21 protein-coding genes and 1 tRNA gene are annotated in these 23,600 nt (G+C 63.2%); 17 read left to right on the top strand and 5 right to left on the bottom strand.

Annotated features, from left to right (window positions below; genetic code table 11):
* Window positions 1-5 precede the first annotated feature (5 nt).
* The 7 genes from cysD (at window position 6) to C5L14_RS03665 (ending at window position 5,889) form a co-directional block, all read left to right on the top strand.
* A complete protein-coding gene (cysD, locus tag C5L14_RS03695) occupies window positions 6-914 on the top strand; it encodes a sulfate adenylyltransferase subunit CysD (protein ID WP_105860712.1) in 909 nt (302 codons plus the stop codon).
* The gene (gene cysN / locus C5L14_RS03690) at window positions 914-2,833 is read left to right on the top strand and encodes a sulfate adenylyltransferase subunit CysN (RefSeq protein ID WP_105860711.1); all 1,920 of its coding nucleotides are present in this window, start codon (window positions 914-916) and stop codon (window positions 2,831-2,833) included. Before cysD ends, cysN begins: the two co-directional genes overlap by 1 nt.
* A gap of 151 nt (window positions 2,834-2,984) precedes the next feature.
* Complete coding sequence (locus C5L14_RS03685) at window positions 2,985-3,341, top strand: DUF805 domain-containing protein (protein ID WP_146126828.1); 357 nt, start codon at window positions 2,985-2,987, stop codon at window positions 3,339-3,341.
* Window positions 3,342-3,438: 97 nt separating this feature from the next.
* A complete protein-coding gene (locus C5L14_RS03680; RefSeq protein ID WP_105860709.1) occupies window positions 3,439-3,951 on the top strand; it encodes a hypothetical protein in 513 nt (170 codons plus the stop codon).
* 154 nt (window positions 3,952-4,105) lie between these two features.
* The gene (locus C5L14_RS03675) at window positions 4,106-4,516 is read left to right on the top strand and encodes a DUF805 domain-containing protein (protein ID WP_105860708.1); all 411 of its coding nucleotides are present in this window, start codon (window positions 4,106-4,108) and stop codon (window positions 4,514-4,516) included.
* A 180-nt stretch (window positions 4,517-4,696) separates the two neighbouring features.
* A complete protein-coding gene (locus C5L14_RS03670) occupies window positions 4,697-5,107 on the top strand; it encodes a DUF805 domain-containing protein (protein ID WP_181161015.1) in 411 nt (136 codons plus the stop codon).
* A gap of 371 nt (window positions 5,108-5,478) precedes the next feature.
* Entirely contained in the window at window positions 5,479-5,889 is a 411-nt protein-coding gene (locus C5L14_RS03665; RefSeq protein WP_105860706.1) for a DUF805 domain-containing protein, read from the top strand.
* Between the two features lie 127 nt (window positions 5,890-6,016).
* On the opposite strand, the gene ubiB is transcribed toward C5L14_RS03665, so the two are convergent.
* Entirely contained in the window at window positions 6,017-7,552 is a 1,536-nt protein-coding gene (gene ubiB, locus C5L14_RS03660; RefSeq protein ID WP_105861303.1) for a 2-polyprenylphenol 6-hydroxylase, read from the bottom strand.
* A gap of 284 nt (window positions 7,553-7,836) precedes the next feature.
* Here ubiB and C5L14_RS03655 point away from each other — a divergent pair, with 284 nt between their 5' ends.
* From C5L14_RS03655 to C5L14_RS03620, 8 genes are all read left to right on the top strand, one after another.
* Window positions 7,837-8,451, top strand: coding sequence for a ribonuclease D (locus tag C5L14_RS03655; protein ID WP_105860705.1), 615 nt, complete (start codon window positions 7,837-7,839; stop codon window positions 8,449-8,451).
* Window positions 8,452-8,722: 271 nt separating this feature from the next.
* Entirely contained in the window at window positions 8,723-9,505 is a 783-nt protein-coding gene (gene lptC / locus C5L14_RS03650; RefSeq protein WP_181161014.1) for an LPS export ABC transporter periplasmic protein LptC, read from the top strand.
* Window positions 9,502-10,272 (top strand): LptA/OstA family protein, encoded by a 771-nt coding sequence (locus tag C5L14_RS03645; RefSeq protein WP_105860703.1) that lies wholly within the window; start codon window positions 9,502-9,504, stop codon window positions 10,270-10,272. The genes lptC and C5L14_RS03645 overlap by 4 nt, the downstream gene beginning before the upstream one ends.
* Before the next feature lie 15 nt (window positions 10,273-10,287).
* Window positions 10,288-10,983, top strand: a complete 696-nt coding sequence (locus C5L14_RS03640) for an LptA/OstA family protein (protein WP_105860702.1) — start codon at window positions 10,288-10,290, stop codon at window positions 10,981-10,983.
* A 270-nt stretch (window positions 10,984-11,253) separates the two neighbouring features.
* Window positions 11,254-12,063: an LPS export ABC transporter ATP-binding protein gene (gene lptB, locus C5L14_RS03635; RefSeq protein ID WP_105860701.1), complete on the top strand. Its 810-nt coding sequence runs from the start codon at window positions 11,254-11,256 to the stop codon at window positions 12,061-12,063.
* A gap of 243 nt (window positions 12,064-12,306) precedes the next feature.
* Complete coding sequence (locus tag C5L14_RS03630) at window positions 12,307-13,380, top strand: microcin C ABC transporter permease YejB (protein ID WP_105860700.1); 1,074 nt, start codon at window positions 12,307-12,309, stop codon at window positions 13,378-13,380.
* 1 nt (window position 13,381) lies between these two features.
* A complete protein-coding gene (locus C5L14_RS03625; RefSeq protein WP_105860699.1) occupies window positions 13,382-14,515 on the top strand; it encodes an ABC transporter permease in 1,134 nt (377 codons plus the stop codon).
* A gap of 76 nt (window positions 14,516-14,591) precedes the next feature.
* Window positions 14,592-14,668: transfer RNA gene (locus C5L14_RS03620), tRNA-Arg, on the top strand.
* A gap of 89 nt (window positions 14,669-14,757) precedes the next feature.
* Here C5L14_RS03620 and C5L14_RS03615 read toward each other — a convergent pair.
* Complete coding sequence (locus tag C5L14_RS03615) at window positions 14,758-15,513, bottom strand: SDR family oxidoreductase (RefSeq protein WP_105860698.1); 756 nt, start codon at window positions 15,511-15,513, stop codon at window positions 14,758-14,760.
* Between the two features lie 538 nt (window positions 15,514-16,051).
* Between C5L14_RS03615 and C5L14_RS03610 the strand changes: the two genes are divergently transcribed.
* On the top strand, window positions 16,052-17,314 hold the full coding sequence (locus tag C5L14_RS03610; protein ID WP_105860697.1) for a capsule biosynthesis protein: 1,263 nt from the start codon (window positions 16,052-16,054) through the stop codon (window positions 17,312-17,314).
* Between the two features lie 329 nt (window positions 17,315-17,643).
* Here the strand turns inward: C5L14_RS03610 and C5L14_RS03605 are convergent, their stop codons facing one another.
* The 3 genes from C5L14_RS03605 to C5L14_RS03595 all read right to left on the bottom strand — a co-directional run bounded on the left by C5L14_RS03605 (window position 17,644) and on the right by C5L14_RS03595 (window position 21,970).
* On the bottom strand, window positions 17,644-18,333 hold the full coding sequence (locus tag C5L14_RS03605) for an outer membrane protein (RefSeq protein ID WP_105860696.1): 690 nt from the start codon (window positions 18,331-18,333) through the stop codon (window positions 17,644-17,646).
* A 261-nt stretch (window positions 18,334-18,594) separates the two neighbouring features.
* Window positions 18,595-19,944, bottom strand: a complete 1,350-nt coding sequence (locus C5L14_RS03600) for a glycosyltransferase family 4 protein (RefSeq protein WP_105860695.1) — start codon at window positions 19,942-19,944, stop codon at window positions 18,595-18,597.
* Window positions 19,928-21,970, bottom strand: a complete 2,043-nt coding sequence (locus tag C5L14_RS03595; RefSeq protein WP_181161013.1) for a capsular polysaccharide biosynthesis protein — start codon at window positions 21,968-21,970, stop codon at window positions 19,928-19,930. The genes C5L14_RS03600 and C5L14_RS03595 overlap by 17 nt, the downstream gene beginning before the upstream one ends.
* 860 nt (window positions 21,971-22,830) lie before the next feature.
* Between C5L14_RS03595 and C5L14_RS03585 the strand changes: the two genes are divergently transcribed.
* Window positions 22,831-23,600: polysaccharide biosynthesis/export family protein (locus C5L14_RS03585; RefSeq protein WP_105860692.1), on the top strand; the 770-nt coding region annotated here is incomplete at its 3' end.

Genomic DNA, 23,600 nt, shown 5'->3' with positions numbered 1-23,600 from the left:
CGTCAATGTCCCGCACTCTCTCCCCTCATCTCAAGCGGCTCGAAGCCGAGTCGATCGGGATCATCCGCGAAGTCGCGGCCGAATTCGCCAATCCGGTGATGCTCTATTCCATCGGCAAGGATTCGGGGGTGATGCTGCATCTGGCCCTGAAGGCGTTCTATCCCTCCAAGCTGCCCTTCCCGCTGCTGCATGTCGACACGACCTGGAAGTTCAAGGACATGATCTCGTTCCGCGACGAGATCGCCAAGCGCTACGGGCTCGACCTCATCGTGCATATCAACCAGGACGGCATCGAACGGGGCATCAATCCGATCACCTCCGGCTCTTCCCTGCATACCCAGGTGATGAAGACCGAGGGGCTGCGGCAGGCTCTCGACAAACACAAGTTCGACGCGGCCTTCGGCGGGGCCCGCCGCGACGAAGAAAAGAGCCGCGCCAAGGAGCGCATCTTCTCCTTCCGCACCGCCAACCACACCTGGGATCCGCGCAACCAGCGCCCCGAACTATGGTCGCTCTACAACACCAAGATCCGGCAGGGCGAATCGATCCGTGTCTTCCCGCTGTCGAACTGGACCGAACTCGACATCTGGCAATACATCCTGGAAGAAGACATTCCGATTGTGCCGCTCTATCTCGCCAAGGAGCGGCCCGTGGTGTTCCGGGCCGGCACCATGCTGATGGTCGACGACGACCGCCTGCCCCTGGAGCCGGGGGAGGTGCCCGAGATGCGCCGGGTCCGTTTTCGCACGCTCGGCTGCTACCCGCTTTCGGGCGCCATCGATTCCGAAGCGACCTCCGTCGCCGACATCGTGCGCGAAATGCTCACGGCCCGCACCTCCGAGCGCCAGGGGCGCCTGATCGATAATGACGAGTCGGCCTCGATGGAAAAGAAGAAGCGCGAGGGCTATTTCTGATGAACGCTGCCGCTCCCCGGACCCAGCTCTCGCTCGCCGAAATGCTCAAGCCCCGCGAGAAGGGGTTGTTGCGCTTCCTCACCTGCGGTTCCGTCGATGACGGCAAGTCGACCCTGATCGGCCGCCTGCTTTACGATTCCAAGCTGATCTTCGAGGACCAGCTCGCCGCGCTGGAGAAGGATTCCAAGCGCCACGGCACCACGGGCGAGGACATCGACTTCGCCCTGCTGGTCGACGGGCTGGAGGCCGAGCGCGAGCAGGGCATCACCATCGACGTCGCCTATCGTTTCTTCTCCACCGCCAAGCGCTCCTTCATCGTGGCCGACACGCCTGGGCACGAGCAATATACCCGCAACATGGCGACCGGGGCTTCCACAGCCGATCTCGCCGTGCTGATGATCGATGCACGCAAGGGCGTGCTGGTGCAGACCAAGCGCCATGCCACCATCTGCTCGCTGCTCGGCATCCGCCACATCGTGGTCGCCGTCAACAAGATCGACTTGGTGGACTATGATCGTGTCGTCTTCGAGAAGATCGTCCACGACATTCTGGCCTTCACCGCCAATCTTGCTTTCACCTCGGTGACCCTGATCCCGATCTCGGCCCGCTTCGGCGAGAACGTCTCGACACGCTCGACCAATATGGACTGGTATCACGGCCCCATCCTGATCGAGCATCTGGAGACCATCGACGTGGCCTCCGACGCCGCCAAGAAGTCCTTCCGCTTCCCGGTGCAATGGGTGAACCGGCCCAATCTCGACTTCCGCGGTTTTTCGGGCACGGTCGCCTCCGGCGCCGTTCGCCCGGGCGACAGCGTGACGGTGGCGGCTTCCGGAAAGACCTCAGTGGTAACCCGCATCGTCACCCAGGACGGCGATCTGGAGGAAGCCGTCGCAGGCGACGCGGTCACCCTGACGCTTGCCGACGAGATCGATGCCGCCCGCGGCGACGTGTTTTCCCTCGCCACCGAGCGCCCCGATGTCACCGACCAGTTCGCCGCTCACCTGATCTGGATGTCCGAGGACGCGCTGCTGCCGGGCCGTTCCTATATGCTGCGCATCGGCACCAAATTCGTGCCGGCGACCATCACCTCGATCAAGCACAAGATCGACGTCAATACCCAGGAGCATCTCGCCGCCCGTACGCTGCAGCTCAACGAGATCGGCGTCGTCAAGGTGGCGACGGGCGTGCCCGTGGCGATCGACGCCTATGTCGACAACCGCGAGACCGGCGCCTTCATCCTGATCGACCGGGCGACCAACCAGACGGCGGCGGCGGGCATGATCGACTTCGCCCTGCGCCGGGCCACCAACATCCACCGCCAGTCGCTCACCATCGACAAGCTCGCCCGTTCGGCGCTCAAGCACCAGAAGGCGGCGATCGTCTGGTTCACCGGCCTGTCGGGCTCGGGCAAGTCGACCATCGCCAATCTGGTCGAGGCCGAGCTCGCCCATGCCGGCCATCATACCATGCTGCTCGACGGCGATAATGTCCGCCACGGCCTCAACCGCGATCTCGGCTTCACCGATGCTGACCGGGTCGAGAACATCCGGCGCATCGGGGAGGTCGCCAAGCTCTTCGTCGAGAGCGGCACCATCGTCTTGTGTTCCTTCATCTCGCCCTTCGAGGCGGAGCGGGCGCTCGTCCGCTCCCTGGTCGAGGCCGGCGAGTTCGTCGAGGTCTTCGTGGACACCCCGATCGAGGATTGCATCAAGCGCGATCCCAAGGGGCTCTACGCCAAGGCGCTGGCCGGCGAGATCAAGCACTTCACCGGCATCAGCAGCCCCTATGAGCGGCCAGAGAATGCCGAGATCGTGCTGCAGACCGTCGGTGAAACGCCCAAGGCTTTGGCGGAGATCGTGGTGAAAGCCTTGCGCGAGCGCGGCCTGCTCGACCATCAGGACGATTGGGGGCTGTAAGCACCCGCGATTGCGAGGCGGTAATTTTTCCCATAGGGGAAAAACGGGCAAATCCGGGGGGCGCCGCGTGCACTGGCGATATCAGCTGTTCTGCCTTCGGGGCAGAACAGGGCCGGGGGCGTGGCGGGCCTTCGGCCCGGCTCTGCTCGGTTTGGCGCTGGGACTCGAACTGGTATTCGGCCAGGCGGCGGCGTCGATGCTGATTGCTCTTCCAGACCGGTTCGGCCTGCCTGAATCGCTGATCTATCTCATCCTGGTCCCGGGACTTTCTCGCCTTCTTGCGTGCTTGCCGTTACTTTGGCCGCTCTGGGCCGTTTCAACCAAGCGCCTGCACGATCTGGGCTATTCGGGCTGGTGGCTGTTGCCCGTGCCCTTCGCTCCGAGTTCGGTTCTATGGTTCTGGGTGACGGCCTTGCTCGCAGTGCGGGATGGTGTAGCCGGCCCGAACCGTTATGGACCCGCCCTCGAGGCGAGCGCCGATGAGCAAATGTTGGAACTCTTCTCCTGACCCTGCGGACCACGGCCGGAGAGGCGGCACGCCGCATGCACAGTTGACGCTTCGGCCATCGGTTGCAATGGTGGCGCGGGTACCGGAAATTGGACTGATGTCGATGCGCAGCGCGGGATCGTGGTTCGCGGCGTTCTTCCTGGCGGGCGCGGTCTTCGCCATGCCCGCTTTGGCGCAGGCCCAGACGCCTCCCGCGGTCGGGAGCGAGACACCTCTCAGCGGCGGCCTGCTGGGCGAAACCGCCGGGCCTGCCGAGGCGGCTGACTTCATCATCCGGCGGCCCAGTGCCGTGCACCCCTATTATTTCGCCCGCGTCGTCGATGTGCTGTGGGCGCGCGGCGACAGGCGCCAGGCGGCATTCTGGTATTATTTGTTCCAATCGCGCTCACGCGCCTGGGCTGAAACAGAACCGAAACTGAAGGATCTGCGCGGCGCGCTGAACGACAGTATGGGGCCGGCCATCAATTCCTGGGCTGCCTGTGACCTCGATGCCTGGCAGGAAATCGGAGCTCGGGCCATCTCCTACGAAAAGAAAATACCGCTCTATGCTGGCAGGCCGGAGGGCCTGTCGGCTTTCCCAATGGGCCGAGGCTGTCAGCGAATGGCGTAAAAAATATGAGGACGGCTTCATTTCTGTATTTCCGAAGACGGTCGAGGAGCGCCGGCAATACGCAGCCAAGCGCCGCCAGAGAGGTCTTTATGTCGGGCCGCTGCTCGAACCCGGCAAGCCCTTGCCGGATGACTGGCGCTGAGGGCGGGGCGTAATGGGCAATCTGCTTTCCTTCAAGGGCCGCATCGGTCGGCACGCCTATCTTCTCGTCACGGTGCCGCTCGCCTTCATCTATCTGGTCTGGGTCGCCTGGTGGCTGTTCGCGGCGACGAATTTGCCGGACGAGGGACCGGCTCGCGTTTTCCGCATGAGCGCGATCGGCTGGTTCATCTGCGCCTGGCCCTATCTTGCTGCCGGCTTCAAGCGTTGTCATGATCGCGGCAAATCGGGCCTGTGGTATGTCGGCTGGACGGCGGGCTGCCTTGCCTTCTGGGCCGCCGCGATCTTCGTGCAGTCCTGGCTGGTCTGGCTGGGCCATCTCATCGCACTGTGGACGCTGATAGAGATGGGCTTCATCAGGGGCGTGCCGGGTCCCAACCGCTTCGGGCCTCCTGCTGACGAATGACCTCCGGAGCATAGATCCTCGCGATCCGACGGAATCACCGTCGAGCAGTCGTGGCGTCGCCTCGCCCCGCACCTCGAGTTGCAGACCGTTGGCGCAGTATCGTTCCGAGTGTATCCTGGCCAGGGGAACGCCAGCCGTGACGAATGCACCATGGCACAAGCCGGTTCAAATGAAGGCGGTATGACCATCGGGCGGATGTTGCTCAGCCCGAAAGGGCGTATTCCTCGCTTCGACGCCTTGTTCGCCTATGTTTGCCTGTGCGCGATGTTTGCGGCCGCTGCCGTCGTCTGGGGCGGATGGGTATTCGCCTATTATCGCCATGATCCGGCGGCGGCGTTGCGGCTGCTGCCGTGGGTGCCGCTCGGCGGGCTCGGCCTGATGATGGGCTGGATGAGCTTCTGCATCCTGGCCAAGCGCTGCCATGACCGTGACCATTCAGCTTGGTTCCTGCTGGTGGGACTGATCCCAATCGCCAACCTCTGGCTGCTGGTCGACCTGTTTTTCTGGCGCGGCACCCGAGCCGCCAATCGCTTCGGTCCTGAGCCGGAGGGCATGGCCAGCCAATGGCGGGCAGCCAACGAGGATCTTTGAAGGCAAGCCGACGATCAAGGCCCAGAAACGCCGGCGAGTTTCCCGCCCATGAATTGGAATGCCGAGGTAAGGCGAAGATCATCGCTTTGATTGTGACAGTTTCCTGAATTGTAAAATGTCATGACTTCAAACGGACAGCTCGCCGTTCTTCTGTCACGCTGGAAACAAGTCTCTCATTCGTCGGGATCGATGCCTTGTTTTCAATTGTCCGCGCTGGTAGGCCGACAAATATTGAAACCGCTAGAGCAAAGCGCGTTCAAGCGTGAACGCTTATTTGCTCTAACTCATTGTTCTGACGCGTCTTTGCGATTCTAGGTGACTCCGTCTAATCGCAAAACGCTATAGAGCTTAAGATCAAAGGGGTTGAGCAGATGAATGAACCGACACTTGTGGAGAAATTGTTCAGTTTCCAGGGCCGCCTGCGTCGCAGCAGCTACTGGATCTATCATCTCCTGCAATGGATCGCCTTGTGCGTCATCGTGGGAATCTTCTACGGCCTGGCACTGACCATGACGCCTGACAGTCCGCTCATCTACCTGTTGGGCATGATCGGTGTCGTGCTCTATGTCGGCTTTGTCTGGTCCGGGCTTTCCATCGGCGTTCGTCGCTGCCATGACCGCAACAGGAGCGGTTGGTTCCTGCTCGCCAGCCTCATCCCCATCGTCGGCGCCATCTGGGTTTTCATCGAACTCGGTTTCCTGGATGGCACCCAGGGCCCCAACCAATATGGTCCCTCGCCCAAGGGGATCGGCGGCAATGAAGTCGCAGGTGTCTTTTCCTGAACGAGAAGGGGGCCGAGCCGGCTCGGCCCCCGAAGCACCATACCGGACAGCCGATACCGGTTTTCAGCAGAGACCACGCCTCGAGTTTGTTTTCAACGGCACCTGGCATAGGTCTACGCCGCTGCGTTCAGACCAGGTTCCAGGCCAGGTAGAGCGCTGCGAAGGCGATAATCCACAACGCGGCATTGCCCCAGCGATTGCGGCGGGCTTCGGCCCTGCCGATCGCCTCGATGCTCTCGGGCTTGAGGGCAAAGCCCTTTTCCGTCGCCTCGTTGAGACGTTCGGCAAGAGTCTCGGCCCGATTGAGCAGGCTCGGCAGCAAGGTGAATGATTTCCCGGCCTCCCGCGTCTGCTGCCCCAGGTCGCTGAGCTTGCCCAGTGGGCCGAGATTGCGCTCGATCCAGTCGCGCACCACCGGATCGGCCGTCGTCCACATGTCGAGCTTGGGATTGAGCCGCCGGGCGACGCCTTCCACCACCACCATGGTCTTCTGCAGCAGGATCAGCTCGGGCCGGGTCTTCATGTCGAAGAGTTCGGTGATCTCGAACAGCAGCGTCAGGAGCTTGGCCATCGAGATCTCGTCCGCCCGCTTCTGGTGAATCGGTTCCCCGATGGCACGGATCGCCTGGGCGAAATCGTCAATCGAGTGGCTCGAGGGCACATAGCCCGCTTCGAAATGCACCTCTGCCACCCGCCGGTAGTTTCGGGTGATGAAGCCGTGCAGGATTTCGGCGAGGAAGCGGCGCTCCTTCAGGCCGGCCCGGCCCATGATGCCGAAATCCACGGCCACGAGCTGGCCGGAGGCATCGATCATCAGATTGCCCTGATGCATGTCGGCGTGGAAGAAGCCGTCGCGTATGGCATGGCGCAGGAAGGACTGGATGATGATGCGGGCGAGATCGACGAGATCGAAGCCGGCCGCCTTCAACCGGTCGATGTCGGAGAGGGGGATGCCCTCGATCCATTCCAGCGTCAGCACAGAGCGGGCGGTGCGGTTCCAGTCCGGCGCGGGGATACGGAAATCGGGATCGTCGGCGATGTTTTCCGCCATTTCCGACAGGGCAGCTGCCTCCAGGCGCGAATCCATCTCGAAGGCGACGGTGCGCGCCAGCATGTCGACCGTCTCGACCGGCTTGAGGCGCTTGGAACGCGGATCGAGCCGCTCGATGGTGCGCGCGGCGAAATAGAAGGTGGAGAGGTCGGAGCGGAAACGCCGGTCGACGCCCGGGCGCAGTACCTTCACCGCCACTTCGCGCTCGCCGTCGGCGTCGCGGATGACGCCCTTGTGCACCTGTGCCACCGAGGCGGCGGCGACAGGCTCGGAAAGCTCGGCGAAGAACTGGTGCAGCGGGCCGCCCAGGGCCCTCTCGATTTCCGCGATGGCGACGGCCTGCGGGAAGGGCGGCATGCGGTCCTGCAGCTCTTCCAGGTCGCGCGCCACGGCAAAGCCGACGACATCCGGCCTGGTCGCCAGGAACTGGCCGAGCTTCACCCAGCTCGGACCGAGTTTCACCAGGGCGGCGGCCAGGCCCTTGCCGCCGCTGACATTGCGTTTTTCGACCAGCCGGCCGAGGCGCACCACCAGCCTTGCCGGCGCCGGCAAATCATGGACGTCGACGAGGCCGAGCGCGCCTTCGCGGGCCAGCGTCCAGCCCGCGCGCATGAGACGAAAAGGGTCGAGGAAAGAAGCCAAGGGTACCAGCCGAATGAATTCGCGGGGAGGTCGATAGCACGCGCGGGCGCGTTGGCAAACCTTCCCGGGACTGCCGCCTTCAGCCGGCTCCCGGAAACGTTGTGCCTGCCGAGGAGGAATAGTCGGCTGGAAGCCGGCCGTCCCGGGAGAAACCCTTCGTCCGCAACCGCCCAGACCCCTCCGCCTCTTGCACATCGTCTCGCGAGAGTTCTATCTGCACTCTGATCCAATGATATCGAGTTCAGGAAGCTTCCGTGACCATTCGCTACCACCGCGGCGATCTGCCCGACCTGTCCCGCTACACCACCAGCGCCGCCATCGATACCGAGACCATGGGCCTCAACCCCCATCGTGACCGGCTCTGCGTGGTGCAGCTTTCGCCGGGGGATGGTACTGCCGATGTGGTGCAGATCGCCCAAGGGCAGAAGAGCGCCCCCAATCTCGAGCAGTTGCTGGCCAATCCATCGGTCACCAAGATCTTCCATTTCGCCCGCTTCGACATTGCCGCGCTGCAGAATGCCTTCGGCGTGGCGACGAAGCCGGTCTATTGCACCAAGATCGCTTCCCGGCTCACCCGCACCTACACCGACCGGCACGGCCTCAAGGATCTGGTGCGCGAACTGCTCGGCATCGACCTTTCCAAGCAGCAGCAATCCTCCGACTGGGGTGCGGACACGCTCACCGACGCCCAACTCGCCTATGCCGCATCGGATGTGCTCTATCTGCACGAGCTCAAGGCCAAGCTCGACGTCACCCTGGCGCGGGAGGGACGCTCAGAAATGGCGCGCGCCTGTTTCGACTTTCTGCCGACGCGGGCGCTGCTCGACCTCAATGGCTGGCCCGAGACCGATATCTTCGCCCATAGCTGAGACCGGGGCCTCATGCCTCGCTCCCATATTCGTGCCCGTCCGGAAGGCCCGGCGGGTGACGGCGGCGTGACGCGTTCCCCTCGGCACATTCCCCCTGGGGCGGAAATCTGCTATGAGAGCGCACCTGTTGCGATTTTCACCCAAAGTTCAGGAATTGCAGGCAGGGATGGACGGCGCCGCCGGCGCCGGGTTGACGTCTCCACTTCGCATCGCAATATGATGGTCGGTGGCGATGGTTTCCCGCCGCCAGCAGCGTTTGGAAGGTATTCGTTTGGCCGATATCATGGATGCGCGGGTCAAGATCCCCCAACCCGCCATGCCTTCGCGTGAAAGCGCTTTCAAAGCTGCCCGCGCTCACAGCAGGCTGGTGCGTTTCCTGAAGTTTGCCGTGCCCGCCACAGCGGTTGCCGGAGCGGGCGTGTTTGTCTTTCTGGCGGTGTTCAACCCCTTTGCCCCGCAGCCGGTCATCGTGCCCGATCCCGTCAAGCCGTCCGGCGAGGGGATTCTGGCGGTCGAAAGGCCCCATCTGACCGGCTCCAACAATCGCGGGCAGAAATACGACGTCACCGCCACCGGCGGAACGCAGAAGGTCAACGTGCCCGGCGTGGTCAGTCTGACCGGGTTGAAGGCGGTGATCACCGCGCCCGACCAGAGCGATGCCACGCTGAGCGCCGAAGCCGGCACCTTCGACACGGTCGGCCAGCTTCTCGATCTCAAGGGCGATGTGCGCGTTCGCTCCACCAAGGGCTATGACGCTACCTTGAAGAGCGCCAGCATCGACCTCAAGGCCAGCACGGTCACCAGCAAGGAGCCGGTCACCGTCAATCTCACTTCCGGTACGATTTCCGGCAATGGCCTGAGCATCGTGCAGGGTGGTGCGAAAATCCTGTTCAAGGACGGCGTCAGCGCCAGCTTCAAGGTGCCCTACAAGCCGGAAGCGGAAGAGGGGGGTGACGGCTCCGAAACGCCCGCTTCGCCGCCCGATAATACGCCGGCTCCCAATGCCGCTCCCCCCAATCCAGCCAATCCAGCGCAGGGAAATCCTACCCAATGACGATGAAAATCCGCCGCCTGGTGCCTCTCGCGGTGCTGCCGCTCGCCCTGGCTCTGACGGCTGCCGATGCCGGCGCCGCCCCGAAGAAGGCGGCCAGCCCGTTCCAGGGTTTCTCCTCCGACAGCGGCAAACCCGTCGACGTCAAGTCGGATTCACTCGAAGTGCATCAGGACGAGCAAAAGGCGGTGTTCACCGGCAATGTGGTGGCGACGCAGGGTGACTCCACCCTGCGCACCAACGAACTGACCGTGTTCTACGAGAATGTCGACAACAACGCCAACGGCGCCGCCAAAGATGGCAAGGCCAAGGACGCCAAGGCGGCTGATGCCAAACCTGCTGATCCGAAGGCCGCCGACGCCAAGCCTACCGACGCCAAGCCTGCCGATGCCAAGCCTGCCGATGGCCAGCCGGCCGGCGATGCCAAGACGACCGAAGCCAAGCCTGCCGACACCAAGCCTGCTGACACCAGCAAGGCGCCCGCCTCCGGTTCGGGCACGCCGGCCAGTTCCATCAAGAAGCTGGTCGCCCGCGGCAATGTCGTCGTCACCTCCAAGGACCAGAAGGCGACCGGCAACAATGGCGTGATGGACATGGCGACCAATATCGCCACGCTGAGCGGCGGCGAGGTGGTGATGATCCAGGGCCCGAACGTGCTGAAGGGCACCAAGCTGATCGTCAACCTCAAGACCGGCGTCGCAAAGGTCGAGGGTGGCGGCGTCGGCGTATCCGGCGTCTTCACCCAGGGCAGCCAGAAAAAAAGCAATTGAGGAAACAGGCCCGTGATGATGCGACCCAGCCCGACGTCTCGTCGCCTCGCTCCGGCGCTGTTGCTGCCGCTGGCGCTGCTCGTTTCATCACTGGCCTTGCCGGCCGGCGCGCAGGAGAAGAAGCCGTCCACGCCTTTCCAGGGCTTCTCCTCCGATAATGACAAGCCGGTAAACATCAAGGCCGATCAACTCGAAACCCATCAGGACGAGCAGAAGGCGATCTTCACCGGCAATGTGGTGGCGACCCAGGGCGAATCGACACTCACCGCCGAGGAATTGACCGTCTTCTACGAAGCCGCCTCGCCGCCGGGCAAGCAGCCCGCCGATGCCGCCGGCGCCAGCCCGACTCAGCCGGCGACTCCCTCGGCAGCACAGCAGGCGAGCCCCTCGGCGGCGCTGCCGGCCGATGCCTCCTCGACCGCTGAAGCCGCCGGCGCCGATGCGCCGCCGGAACCGGCGGAGAACAAGGTCAAGAAGCTGGTGGCCAAGGGCAATGTCGTCGTCACTGCCCCCGACCAGAAGGCGACCGGCGATGACGGCATCCTCGACATGGAGACCAACATCGCCACGCTGACGGGCCAGGAAGTGGTGATGAGCCAGGGCTGCAACGTGCTGCGCGGCAAGAAGCTGGTGGTCAACACCCAGACCGGCCGTGCCACCGTCACCGGCGGCACCACCGGCCATTTCGTCTCGGGCGACCAGAAGTGTTGATCCACGGACGTGCCGTCGCCAGAGCGGAACGCTATAGCGTTTTGCGATTAGATGCAGTCACCAAGAATCGCAAAGACGCATCGAAACAAAGAGCTAGAGCAAACAAGCGTTCACGCCTGAACGCGCTTTGCTCTGGGGCAGCATGTTTTTGCCCGATGAACGAGATATTCACCGGCAGGCGGCAAAGCTGTCATCGGACACCGGGATGCGCGATGCATGCCGGTTTTCGGCAGGACGGCGTGATAACAGGAAAACGCGGCATCGGGCCCGATGCCGCAGGAAGAGTGCGGGCCAGGCATGAGCGAGATGGTGCAATACGCGGCTGACGGCGATGAAGCAGGGCCGGCCGTCAGTGTCGAGGGCACGCTCTCGGTGGTGTCGATTGCCAAGACCTATGGTAAGCGCACGGTCGTGAGCGACGTCAGCCTCGAGGTTCGTCGCGGCGAGGCTGTCGGCCTGCTCGGTCCGAATGGCGCCGGCAAGACCACGGTCTTCTACATGATCACCGGCCTGGTGCCGCCGGACCATGGCCGCATCGAACTCGACGGCCATGACGTCACGACACTGCCGATGTATCGGCGCGCCCGGCTCGGCATCGGCTATCTGCCGCAGGAGGCCTCGATCTTCCGCGGCCTGAACGTCGAGGAGAATATCCGCGCCGTTCTCGAAATCGTTGAGCCGAACAAGGCCGAGCGCGAGCGCCAGCTCGACGAATTGCTCGAGGAGTTCAAGATCGGCCGCCTGCGCAAGACGGCCTCCATCGCGCTCTCGGGCGGCGAACGCCGGCGCGTGGAAATCGCGCGCGCTTTGGCTGGCCGTCCGTCCTTCATGCTGCTGGACGAGCCTTTCGCCGGCATCGATCCGATCGCGGTCGGCGACATCCAGACCCTGGTGCGCCATCTGACCAATCGCGGCATCGGCGTGCTGATCACCGACCACAATGTGCGCGAGACCCTGGCCCTGATCGACCGGGCCTACATCATCCATTCGGGCCATGTACTGACCCAGGGCACGCCGCAGGAGATCATCGACAATCCCGAAGCCCGCCGGCTCTATCTGGGCAGCGAATTCAGGATGTGAGGGGGCTGTGGATCACCCCTCATCCCCCTGCCGGGACCTTCTCCCGCAAGGGGAGAAGGGGAGCAATGGTCTAAGGCCGTTCGACGTTGGGCAGCGCGAAAGCGATACGCAATCCGAACAAGGTGCCTTCTCCCCTTGCGGGAGAAGGTGGCGGCAGCCGGATGAGGGGTGTTCCGCGTCCCGCCAGGATTCCCATCGCCCTGATTCTCCTCTAGGTTCGACAGGCCAACCCGGAACGTCGATTTGCTCGCCTATGTCCTGCGCCGCCTCGCGCTGATCGTGCCGACCTTGTTCGGCATCATGCTGATCTCCTTTGCCATCATCCAGATCGTGCCCGGCGGTCCGGTGGAGCGCATGGTGTCGATGCTGTCGGGCAATGCCGGGGGCGGGGGCGACATCGGCGGGCCGGCGCCGAGCTTCAATGCCGGCGCCTCGCAATATCGCGGTTCCCAGGGGCTCGATCCCGCCTTCATCGCCAGCCTGCGCAAGCAATATGGCTTCGACAAGCCGGTCTACGAGCAGTTCTGGCTGATGATCAAGAACTACGCCACCTTCAACTTCGGCCAGAGCTATTTCCGCGATACGCCTGTCACCACGCTGATTGCCGAGAAATTGCCGGTCTCGATCTCCATCGGCCTGTGGGTGATGCTGCTCTCCTATGCGATCTCGATACCGCTGGGCATCCGCAAGGCCATCAAGGACGGCTCCTTCTTCGATGGCTGGACCAGCGCGGTCATCATCGTCGGCTACGCCATCCCCGGCTTCACCCTCGGCATCCTGCTGATCACCCTGTTCGCCGGCAGCGCCTTCTGGCAGATCTTTCCCAACGGCCGGCTTGTTTCCGACAATTGGAACGAATTGTCGCTGTGGGGCAAGATCGCCGACTATGCCTGGCACATGACGCTGCCGCTGATCGCCATGGGAGTCTCGGCCTTCGCCACGCTGACGATGATGACCAAGAACGCCTTCCTCGACGAGATCCGCAAGCAATATGTGCTGACGGCGCGCATGAAGGGGCTGTCGCCGCGCCGGGTGCTCTACGGCCATGTCTTCCGCAACGCCATGCTGATCGTGATCGCGAGCTTTCCCGCCGCCTTCATCTCGGCGCTGTTCACCGGATCGCTGCTGATCGAGCAGACCTTCGAGCTCAATGGCCTGGGCCGGCTGAACTATGAATCGGTTGTCAACCGCGACTATCCCGTGGTGCTGGCCTCCATCTATATCCTGGCGCTGGTGGCTCTCGTCATCAATCTGGCCACCGACCTGATCTATATGTTCGTCGATCCGCGCATCGACTTCGAAGCGCGAGAGGTTTGAGATGGAGGCTGCCATCCAAACCAGGCGGGGTTGGCTGAAACTGTCGCCTCTCAACCGGCGGCGCCTCAACAATTTCAAGGCCAACCGGCGCGGCTACTGGTCGTTCTGGCTCTTTCTCGCCCTCTTCATCCTGTCGCTGTTCGCCGAATTCATCGCCAACGAGAAGCCCCTGCTGATCATCGACAAAGGACAGGTCTTTACGCCGGTCTTCGTCGATTATGACGAGACCGATCTCGGCGGAGACCTGCCGGGACCGGCGAATTTCCGCGATCCCTACCTCGTCAAGCTGCTGGCCGATCGCGGTGCCTTCGTGCTCTGGGCCCCCATTCGCTATGGTCCGCAGACCATCAACAAGAATCCGCCGGCCGGCGGCGTGCCCTCGCCGCCCACCTGGGCGCTGGGCGACGACCAGTGCCGCGAGGCCGCCCTGGCTGTCGGCGGGACGACCTGCCGCGACATCGAATGGAACTGGCTTGGCACCGACGATACCGGCCGCGACGTACTGGCCCGCATCATCTACGGTACCCGGATTTCCCTGCTCTTCGGCCTGATCCTCACCTTCTTTTCCTCGCTCATCGGCGTGGCTGCCGGCGCGGTGCAGGGCTATTTCGGCGGTTGGGTCGACCTGATCTTCCAGCGCGCCATCGAGATCTGGACCAGCATTCCCTCGCTCTATCTGCTCATCATCATCTCGGCGGTGCTGGCGCCGGGCTTCTGGGTACTGCTCGGCATCCTCCTACTGTTTTCCTGGATGGCGCTGGTGGCGGTGGTCCGTGCCGAGTTCCTGCGCGCCCGCAATCTCGAATATGTGCGGGCGGCCAAGGCGCTCGGGCTGTCCGACACCACCATCATGATCAAGCATCTGCTGCCCAACGCGACGGTGGCCACGCTGACCATGCTGCCCTTCATTCTCTCGGGCGCCATCTCGACCCTGACGGCGCTGGACTATCTCGGCCTCGGCCTGCCTCCGGGCACCGCCTCGCTCGGCGAACTGCTCAAGCAGGCGCAGGCCAGGCCCAATGCCTATTGGCTCACCATCTCCGGCTTCACGGTGACGGCATTGCTGCTGTCGCTGCTGATCCTGGTGGGGGAAGCCGTGCGCGATGCGCTGGACCCGCGCAAGACCTTCGGCTGACCGGGCAGGAAATCGCCGGGAGAATCGCAGGCGGCGATTGCAGGATGTGGAACGATCGGCTAGAAGGGCAATCGACGCACCCATAGCTCAGCTGGATAGAGTGTTGCCCTCCGAAGGCAAAGGTCGCACGTTCGAATCGTGCTGGGTGCGCCATTTCTCCCTTTTGCGATGATCTGCAGCCGCTCGAGATGGTCCCGGGCGGCAAGGCGCTTCGGTTGCAGGCGATGGGATGAACCGTTGGTTCAGTCCGGGTTCATGGCGGTAAAGATCGCATCGTAGCGGCCATCCCGTTCGGCCCAGCGGCGAGCGCGGTCACGTTCGACCAGCACCTCGCCTCGGGGATGGTCGCCCCGGTCGAGCAATCGCATCACCTCGGTGACATAGCTGTCGATGGGCATCGCGCGGGGATCGAAGGCCTGCTGGCGGCCGGTGAGTTCGGTCTGCACGTAGGGCGGTGCCAGTTCGAGCACCTCGACGGGCACCTTGCGAAGCTGGTGTCGCAGAGACTGCAGCCAGGAATGCAGGAACGCCTTGCTGGCGCAATAGGCCGGAAAGTCGGCGCGGGGCACGAAGGCAAGATTGGAGCTGGTGGCCATGATCGTCGCATCCGCCTGTCCCTTCAGGATGGGCAGGAGCGCGGCCGTCACCCGCAATACGCCCAGGATGTTGGTCTCCACGATCGCCTCGGCATCGCCGACATCCCAGCCGTCCGCCGCCATGTCCTCCGCCCGTGAGATGCCGGCATTGGCGACCAGCATGTTGAGGTCGGGATAATGCCTGCGAACCTCGTTTGCGAGGTGCGACAGGGAAGCGGGATCGGTGAGGTCGAGCGGCAGCCCCGCCATGCCGGGCCGGCTTGCCGTGATCCGGTCAAGCAGGTCTTGGCGCCGCCCCGTCACGATGACGCGGTTGCCGCGCTGGTGGAAGGCTTCGGCGAGCGCGCGGCCGATGCCGCTGGTGCCGCCGGCGATGAGGATGGTGTTGCCGGTCATCTTCATGGGTGTTGCGTCTCCGTTGAACCGAGGGCACGGAAACGCCGCCGCTGCGCCCGAGGCAGCGGACCGCCCGCATTCCCAGCCGGGCAGCAGGCATCACGGCGGCGGCGAGCCGCGCCGGGATGGCAGCCCCAGAGGAAGACGGAAACGCGGAGCAGGCAAATGGCATGACCGTGGCGCCCTGTTGAATCGAGATCCCCCTGCTGGGACCCTCTCGACGAAGGACGCGTTGGATGACGGTAACGCCTACGGCAGCGTCATGACTGGTCGCTGCACGCATTTCCTAATATGGCGGGACCACCACCGTCAAGGAGGCCGTGCAAGCCTCAGCCCTCTGGGCCAACTCAAGGCCGATCTCGCGCTCAAAGCAGGAACGATGCGGTGCCGATAATGTGCGGCGCCCTATTCGGTATCGAAACGGATTCGACGCTCCGATGCCTGCCTAAGCGGTAACCTGTCAAATCAGCGGTATGTACATATTTGCGATAAGAACTATCAATATGTATAAGCTGTTTTAACTGAATCAATTATCGGATTACCGATGCTGCGTCCCAAGTTCATTGTGCTGCTCCAGGGACCGGTAGGGCCCTTTTTTTCCGAGCTTGCGCAATCGCTCCTGGCGCGCGGCGACAGAGTTCTCAAGATCAATTTCAATCTTGGAGACCGCCTCTATTCGCGGCGGATTCCGTTCGTGATGTTTTCCGACAGCCTGACGGCCTGGCGGGGCTGGTTCTCGCAATTCCTGCTTGGTCAGAAGCCGGACAAGGTCATCCTGTTCGGCGATCAGCGCCCCTATCACCAGGTTGCGGTCGCTCTGTGCCGAGAGCTCGGCGTCGATGTCTGGTGCCTGGAAGAAGGTTATCTGCGGCCCGATTATGTGACGGCCGAACGGGAGGGCAACAATGCCGCTTCCCTGCTGCCGCGCGTGCTGTCGGCCTATGACCGCAATAAAGTGGCCTCTGTCGAGGCGCCGGTGACGATCCCGGCCACGAGCTTCAAGCCCATGGCATGGTGGGCTTTCAAATATTATCTGGCGATGTCGGCAGGCAGTGTGGTGTTCCGGCAATACTCCCATCACCGCGAGCGCTCCTTGCTTGGAGAGGCGGTGCTCTGGAGCCGCAATGCCGTTCGCAAATACACCGATCGCTGGAACAATGCGAAGAAGATCATCGACCTCGTCGACAATTTCGACCGTAAATATTTTGTCGCGGCCCTCCAGGTGCATGATGACCTGCAATTGCGGGTCCATGGCGCCGGCTGGACCATGGAACGCATGATCGAGGCCACGATCCGCTCCTTTGCCAAGCACGCGCCGCCGGGCACCCGCCTTGCCTTCAAGGCCCATCCGCTCGACCGCGGGCACCGGCCTTATCATCGCTTCGTGGCACAGCTCGCCAAGCTGGCGGGGGTGGCGGACCGGGTTTCCTTGATCGATGACGGACCGACGGGACTGCTGATCCGGCATGCCCGCGGCATGATCACGGTCAACAGCACCACGGGCATTCTGGCGCTGCAGCGCAATTGTCCCGTATTCGTGCTGGGAAATGCGCATTATGCCATTGACGGCCTTGTCGCCCATGGCGACGAGGGCAAGCTCAAGCAATTCTGGTGCGCTCCCTTCCTTCCCAATGCGGCGGCGAGGGACGCCTTCATCAGTCACATGGTGACGGAGACGCAGATCAACGGCTCCTATTATCTGAGCCGTTACTTTGATCTGACCATCCGCAACCTGATCGGCCGCATCGACGACAATGTGGTGGAACTGCCGAAAAAAGCCCCTGTACGTGTGCCGAAATCGGCTTGAAATCACTCTGTAGGACTTTTGCGACAATCCCTGGGCGGTGTTCCGAGGCGGCGGCAATGGATTCGCCCACCTACCTGTCTATTGCCGGCAACACAATGAGCGGCAGCGCTTGACTGAGCGAGCTTGAAAAGGCCCTCGTCGATCGGCCCGCGCTGGCCATGCAGCTCACACGAAGTTCGACGCAATCGCACTTTGCTCCAAAAGATCGACCTATCGAACCGAGCCCTTCACGAGTCGGCCTTTTCGAAGCCTTGGCATGCTCCAGCAAACAAAAACGGGGGCAAACCTGCCCCCGTTGATGCAATGAGATCTGATACAGCAGCGGCGGTTCAGAACTTGTAGTTCACACCGAGACGCACGGCGTGGAAGTCCGGCGAGGCCTTGGAGTGGAGGGTACCGGCACCGCGCACCGTGTAGCTGCCGAAATTCACATACTGATATTCGACGCGGCCCGAGAGATTGTCGGTGAAGGCATATTCGAGACCGGCGCCGGCCGTCCAGCCGACCTTGGTGTTGCTGTCGCTGAACGACGCGCCGTTATAGCTGAGCTTGTAGTCGATGTTGCCATAGGCCAGACCGCCGGTGGCGTAGATCAGGAAGCGGTCATAGGCATAACCGATGCGCGGGCGCAGGGTGCCGTACCACTTGATGTCCGAGCGAGCGCGGCCAGGTTCGCCGGCGACCACACCATGCACGGTGTCCTTGATCTGGGCGCCCTGGAAGTCGGTTTCGATACCGACCACGATGTTGTCGAACTGATAGTTATAGCCCGCCTGCAAGCCGCCAAGGAAACCCTTGGCCGTCAGCTTGCCGAGATCGCCGAGGAAAGCGGGATCGTGGATGCCGACCGTATCGCGACCGCCGAAAGCATAGCCGACGTTCGCACCGGCGTAGAAGCCCGTCCAGGAGAACGGAACGACAACCGGTGCCACAGGCTCGACGGGCGCAGGCGCAAGATCGGCAGCGATGGCTGCCGTCGACGTGAGCAGGAGAGCAATTGCTGCTGCAGAGATTCTCATATGCGTTACTCCTAAAGGTGAAGACACCATGCCAGCTTTCTAAACACGAGTCTGTAGCTTTGATGCAACAGTTGGTGAGGAAATAACGTCCTTAGATCAATGGGTGCCCCAAGGTGCGGGGCCGATCTGAGTTTCATAAGGTAAGATGATTTGTCTGTAATCTCAAAGGAGTTTTATGGAAAGGCGATTTTATGTAGTAGAAAATTGTATCTCAAGTGGAAAAATTTCGTTGGGGCAGGCGGTATGATGCGGTGGCCCGCCTCAGACGGGCCTCGTGCTGGCTAAGTTGTTTTTCGGGGTCGCGTGAGCGGAGGAATTTGCAGGGCCGAAATGATCCCGTACGACATCGAGCGCTTGCCGCACGTGGTCCCGCCAGGAGGGAAGGGCGACACGGGTGCTGAGCTCGAAACGGTCCGAGGCCAGTGCCGTAACGGCACCCATCCATTGCGGCAAGTCGATCGGATCGACCAGGCTGATGCCGTGATGGCCGGCGAGTTCGGCCACTTCGCGGTGAGCGGGAATATCGGAGGCGATGACCGGCACGCCGAGGGCATTGGCTTCCAGGATCGGCAGTCCGAAACCCTCCACCAGCGAGGGCTGTACCAGGCCATGCGCGCCAGCGATCAGAGAGGCGACGGCCGGGTCGCTGAGATCGGCCACTTCCACGACATGGCGGGCCAGCGGTGCGGCATGGGTCAATAGATCCAGGACCTGATCGACCTTCCAGCCTCGGCGTCCCACCAGGACCAGGCGCGGGCAGGCAGCGCCGAGCTTCTCGGCAAGGCGGCGCCAGAGCAGGAGAAGCAGAGCGTGATTCTTGCGGGCTTCGATCGTGCCGAGACAGACGAAATACGGAATTGGCGATGGCGGCGGCCGCAAGGCGTCACGTGTCAGGAATTCGTTCTCGACGGCCAGTGGGACGACCACGATGGGCGGCGCGGCGGGCCGGAGCTCGCCCCGCGGGGCCACGGTCGCCAGCCAGGCGGCGAAACGGTCGCGCGAATAGGCCGAGTTGGCGATGATCAGATCGGCATGCTGCAGCAAAGAGAGCATGCGGCGGTGGTGCTTGGCAGCCTCGCCTTCGCGGCAGAATTCCGGAAAATCGACGGGAATGAGATCATGCAGCATCGCGACGATGCGTGCGCCGCGCCGCCTCATTTCCTGGATCTTGAGAGTGTTTTCCAAGCCTGAGTGTGAGGTATTGAGATACACCGATCCGCGCAGGCTCAGGGGCAGATCCCGAGTGCCGAAGACCTGCCGCATGCCGGTGAACGCCACCCGGGCGGCGGAAGGTTCCGCCCGATCGGTTTCAGCAAGGCGCCGGCAGCCGCGCTCGGAGGGCCATGCCGGCATGGCGAGATAATCGGCCAACTCGGTGTAGATACGATCCTTTTCGACGTCCAAGCCCTGGCCGGCCGAATAGGCCGCAGACGGCAGAAGCCTGTCGACGCGCCGCAGGCCGTTGAAGCCGGGCATCTTGGCCACGAAGGTGACCTCACCGGCGAGATCGGGCAGAAGCCGGATATAAGCGGCATCGACCCGGTCGATGCCGGTGGGCGTGGTGCGAATGAGCCGGCGCAGGTGCCGCGATACGTCAAAGAGGAACTGCATTGCGGGGCCACCAACGTATGATTCGGCGCAAAGGGTTGGTCCGGCCGCCGGGAGCCTGGCGCGCCGCACTCAGCCAGGCCACCGCGTCTTCGGCTTCCATCGGCAGTCCCCGAACGGGGTGCAGATAGGTCGGATAGAGAATGAGGGCGGCGGCCACCAATTCGTCGAGCGAGCGCCGGCGCCTGCGGCGGGATATGGCGACGCGGTCGGTCGTCAGGCCCCAGCCCGCAAAGAAGGGCGCTCCGTGGCAGATCACGGGCCTGTTCCGCAGCAAAGCCTCGAATCCGGTCAGCGAGGTGCGTACATGCACCTCGTCGGCAAAGTCGATCCAGGCCGCCGCATCGCCCGACACGGCCAGATGATCGGCCAGGGCGCCGGCCGCCTTGCGATCGCTCAGGCCCGGCCGTTTGCCGGCCACCAGATCGGGGTGCTCCTTGAAGACGATGAAGGCATCGGGGCATTCGTGGCGGACGGCCTGGAGAAATTCGAGGTTGCTGGCCTGGCTGGGAAGGCCGAGCCTGAGGGATTGATCGCCCGGTACCTGCCCGACCACCAGCACGCGCCGCCGGCCCCGCGCCTGCCGATAGATCGCTTCGGGCACATCGCTGCTCAGATTGTACTTGGTCAGGCCGGCTTGCAGGATCGCCTGGCGCAGACGGGCGGCGCGCTCGGTGAGTTCGGCGGGAAACGTGCCGGTCTCCAGCAGGGTTTCGAGGTCGCTGGCGGCGGTGGCGTCATAATAGATGCCGCTGGCGTCGAAACACAGGGAGATCGGCACGGTGCCGGGAAAGCCCAGGCCGACCGATCTGAGGAAGCCGTCCTCGACCGTAATCGCCGAGGCTCCGCCGACGGAGAAGGGCGGCAGGCCCCAGCTGAGCTGGCGTACCTTGCCGGTCGCGGTGGCGCTGAAGCGAAGCGTGCCGCCCGGGGCCGCGCAATAGCGCCTAAGTATCGGCCGTTTATGCCGTTTGATGGCCACTGCCTCGGTCTCTCCGCGCCAGCGCCCGGCATGGGCGCGCCAGCCTTGCAGCCTGGCGATCGCCTGTTCCGGGCCGACGGCGCGGCCCGTGATCGGATCGGCGTAGAGCGGATAGCGGATCAGGGCGGCGTCGACGAGATCGACCACGTCCAGTGCAGGCCCGATCCGCGCCCGGCGGCGGCGGGCCAGGGCTTCGCGGGCAGCGGTCAATACCGGCCGGTCCTCGCTCAGCCCCCACCCTGCATAGAAGGGCACGCCATAGCACCGCACCGGCAGACCGCGCAGAAGGGCGTCGAAGCCGAGCTGGCTCGACACGGTCCAGACCTCGTCGACCTCGTCGAGCACGGCATGGGGCGAAACGGCATCGTCGAGCCTGCGCAGATGGGCGGCGGCCGCCAGACCCGTGAAACTGCCCTGGGCTCGGCCCGCCATCACATCCGGATGCGAGCGGATGATGATCTGGGCGCTCGGGATGGCAAGGGCGTCGGCCAGCATGGCGGCGAAGCTCGTCCTGTCGGCGCACGCGCCGGCAATCGACATGTCGCCCGCGACCTGCTCCACCAGCAGAATGCGCCGGTTTTCGCGCGGCCCGAGTTCCGGCGTTCTATCGGGAAGATGGTTATATTTGGTCAGCCGCCGATGCACGATCTCTTCGCGCAGAGCGGTAGCGCGCGGCCGCGACTCGCTAAAATCCCCCCGCGCCAATTCGTGTTCGAGCCGCGATGGCGTACGGGCGTCGTAATAGACGCCGAGGTCATCCATCACCACTGAAACGGCCGCGGCCCCGCTCTTGCCCAGGCCGACCGAGCGCAAGAATCCGTCTTCCAGCGTAAAAAAGGGGCGGGCCAGCCTGGCGGCCGCATGCCTTGCCCAGCGGGCCGGCAGCTTGCGGCCCCAGCCGGCGACGGCGTCCACCCTTGCTCCTGCCCGCTCCAGCGCCACTAGCCGATAGTCCGGCAATAGCTCGCCCAGATCCGGAAAGCGCAGCAGGGTGACCAGGGGCAGGCCGACAACGCTACCGGGGCGCGGCAACCAGGACCGATCCATCAGCATGACCCCGGTAACGGAGAGGCGGGGCCGGCGCACAATGCGCCAGGGATGCGCATGATGGACGGCGGGTGCGAGGAGGGGGGCAGGCGCGCGCGCATCAGGTGGCCCCTGACCTGGATCGGGGCCTCGATCCCCAAGATATGGCCGGGTGCTGTTCCAAGCGGAATGGCGCGACACGGGCTTGCGAAAATGGCGACAGCAAAGAAGGGGTCTCTACTGCTAAAGGAGTAATCTCCCTATCTCCAGCAGGCGTCGAATCCTTGCAGTTCTCAGTCGAGTTTTCCTTCAGGCGAGTTCGGGCGGAATTCTCACCGATGATTGTCAGTATATTGTAAGAATGCCTTTTTCTTTTCTTGATGGAAGTGGAAAAAAGCGGGTTAAGAATTAAGGAAAGTTTCACGCAGGGGAATCTAATATGTAGATTCCGTGACAGGATGGCTGCCATGGCGAGCGCAATTTCTGTTGCATTATCACGGAAAGTTTGCAAATTGGCGCAGGCTGCCCTGCAGCCTCCTTCGGTTGGCACTGCCAGAGCCCTCCGCCAATCCCTATGGCTCCTACTTACCTTTCGGGAGACCGAAACGGAAGTGGAAATATGGGGTAATGGGGAGCGAGGAGTGTGAGTAAGCCCGAGCGTAACAAGTCTCCAAGGCGGGCTGGATGGAAGGCGAATCGGGTCCGAAGTTATGATGTTCATTTCATCGGCATCGGTACGAAAAGTTCGAAGGAAGCTGATGTTTGGGCAAATGTTACCTCTTTCTGAACAGAGATCTTTACCACGAAAAGCATCAAAGCTTGTTCCGGTCCGTCAGTGATGGGAAAAAGAATGGTGCCGTTGAAAAGCGAGTGATGTCGAAGTGCTGCGTATTCCAATCATTCTCCTGATCACCGCCGGCCTTGCGGCTTGTTCCAGCCTGCCGAATGCGGGTCCCACGGCCAAAACCATTCTGAGCCGTCAGCAGAATGGCGGTGCGCAGGGGCGTGCTGTCGCCAGCCCCTATTCCATCTTCGACGTCAACGCCGAAACGGTCGCCGTGCTGTCGCGGCATCGGCCGACCGGTTTCCTCGGCAGTTTCGCGGCAGGCGGCCCGCCCTCGAGCGGCACGCTGGGCGTGGGCGACATGGTATCGGTCTCGATCTTCGAGGCCAGCTCGGGAGGCCTGTTCGGCACCGCCGACGCCACCGGCAGCGCCGGCAGCAAGAGCGTGCAGTTGCCGCCCCAGCAGATCGATCGCGGCGGGCGCATCAACGTGCCCTATGCCGGTAGCGTCGTTGCCGCCGGCCGTACGCCCGCCCAGGTCGGGCAGGCCATCGTCAGCGCCTTGTCCTCCAAGGCGATCGAGCCGCAGGTGCTCGTCACCCTCACCCAGAATGCCGCCAATCTCGTCACGGTCTCAGGCGAAGTCGGCCAGGGCGGCCGCTTCCCCCTTGCCGTCAAGGGCACGCGCGTGCTCGATGCGATCGCCCTCGCCGGCGGTCCGCAGGCAGCCGCCCACGACCTCTTCGTGCGCCTGACGCGCGGCTCGCGCACGGGCGTGGAAAGCCTGACCTCCCTGGTCTCCAATCCGCGCGAGAACATCTATCTGCGCGCGGACGACCAGCTCTTCATCTATCGCGAGCCGCGCAC

Origin of the sequence: Labrys okinawensis, assembly GCF_002982075.1 — a bacterium.
GTDB lineage: Bacteria > Pseudomonadota > Alphaproteobacteria > Rhizobiales > Labraceae > Labrys > Labrys okinawensis_A.
This window is presented reverse-complemented; position numbering and strand designations above follow the sequence as displayed.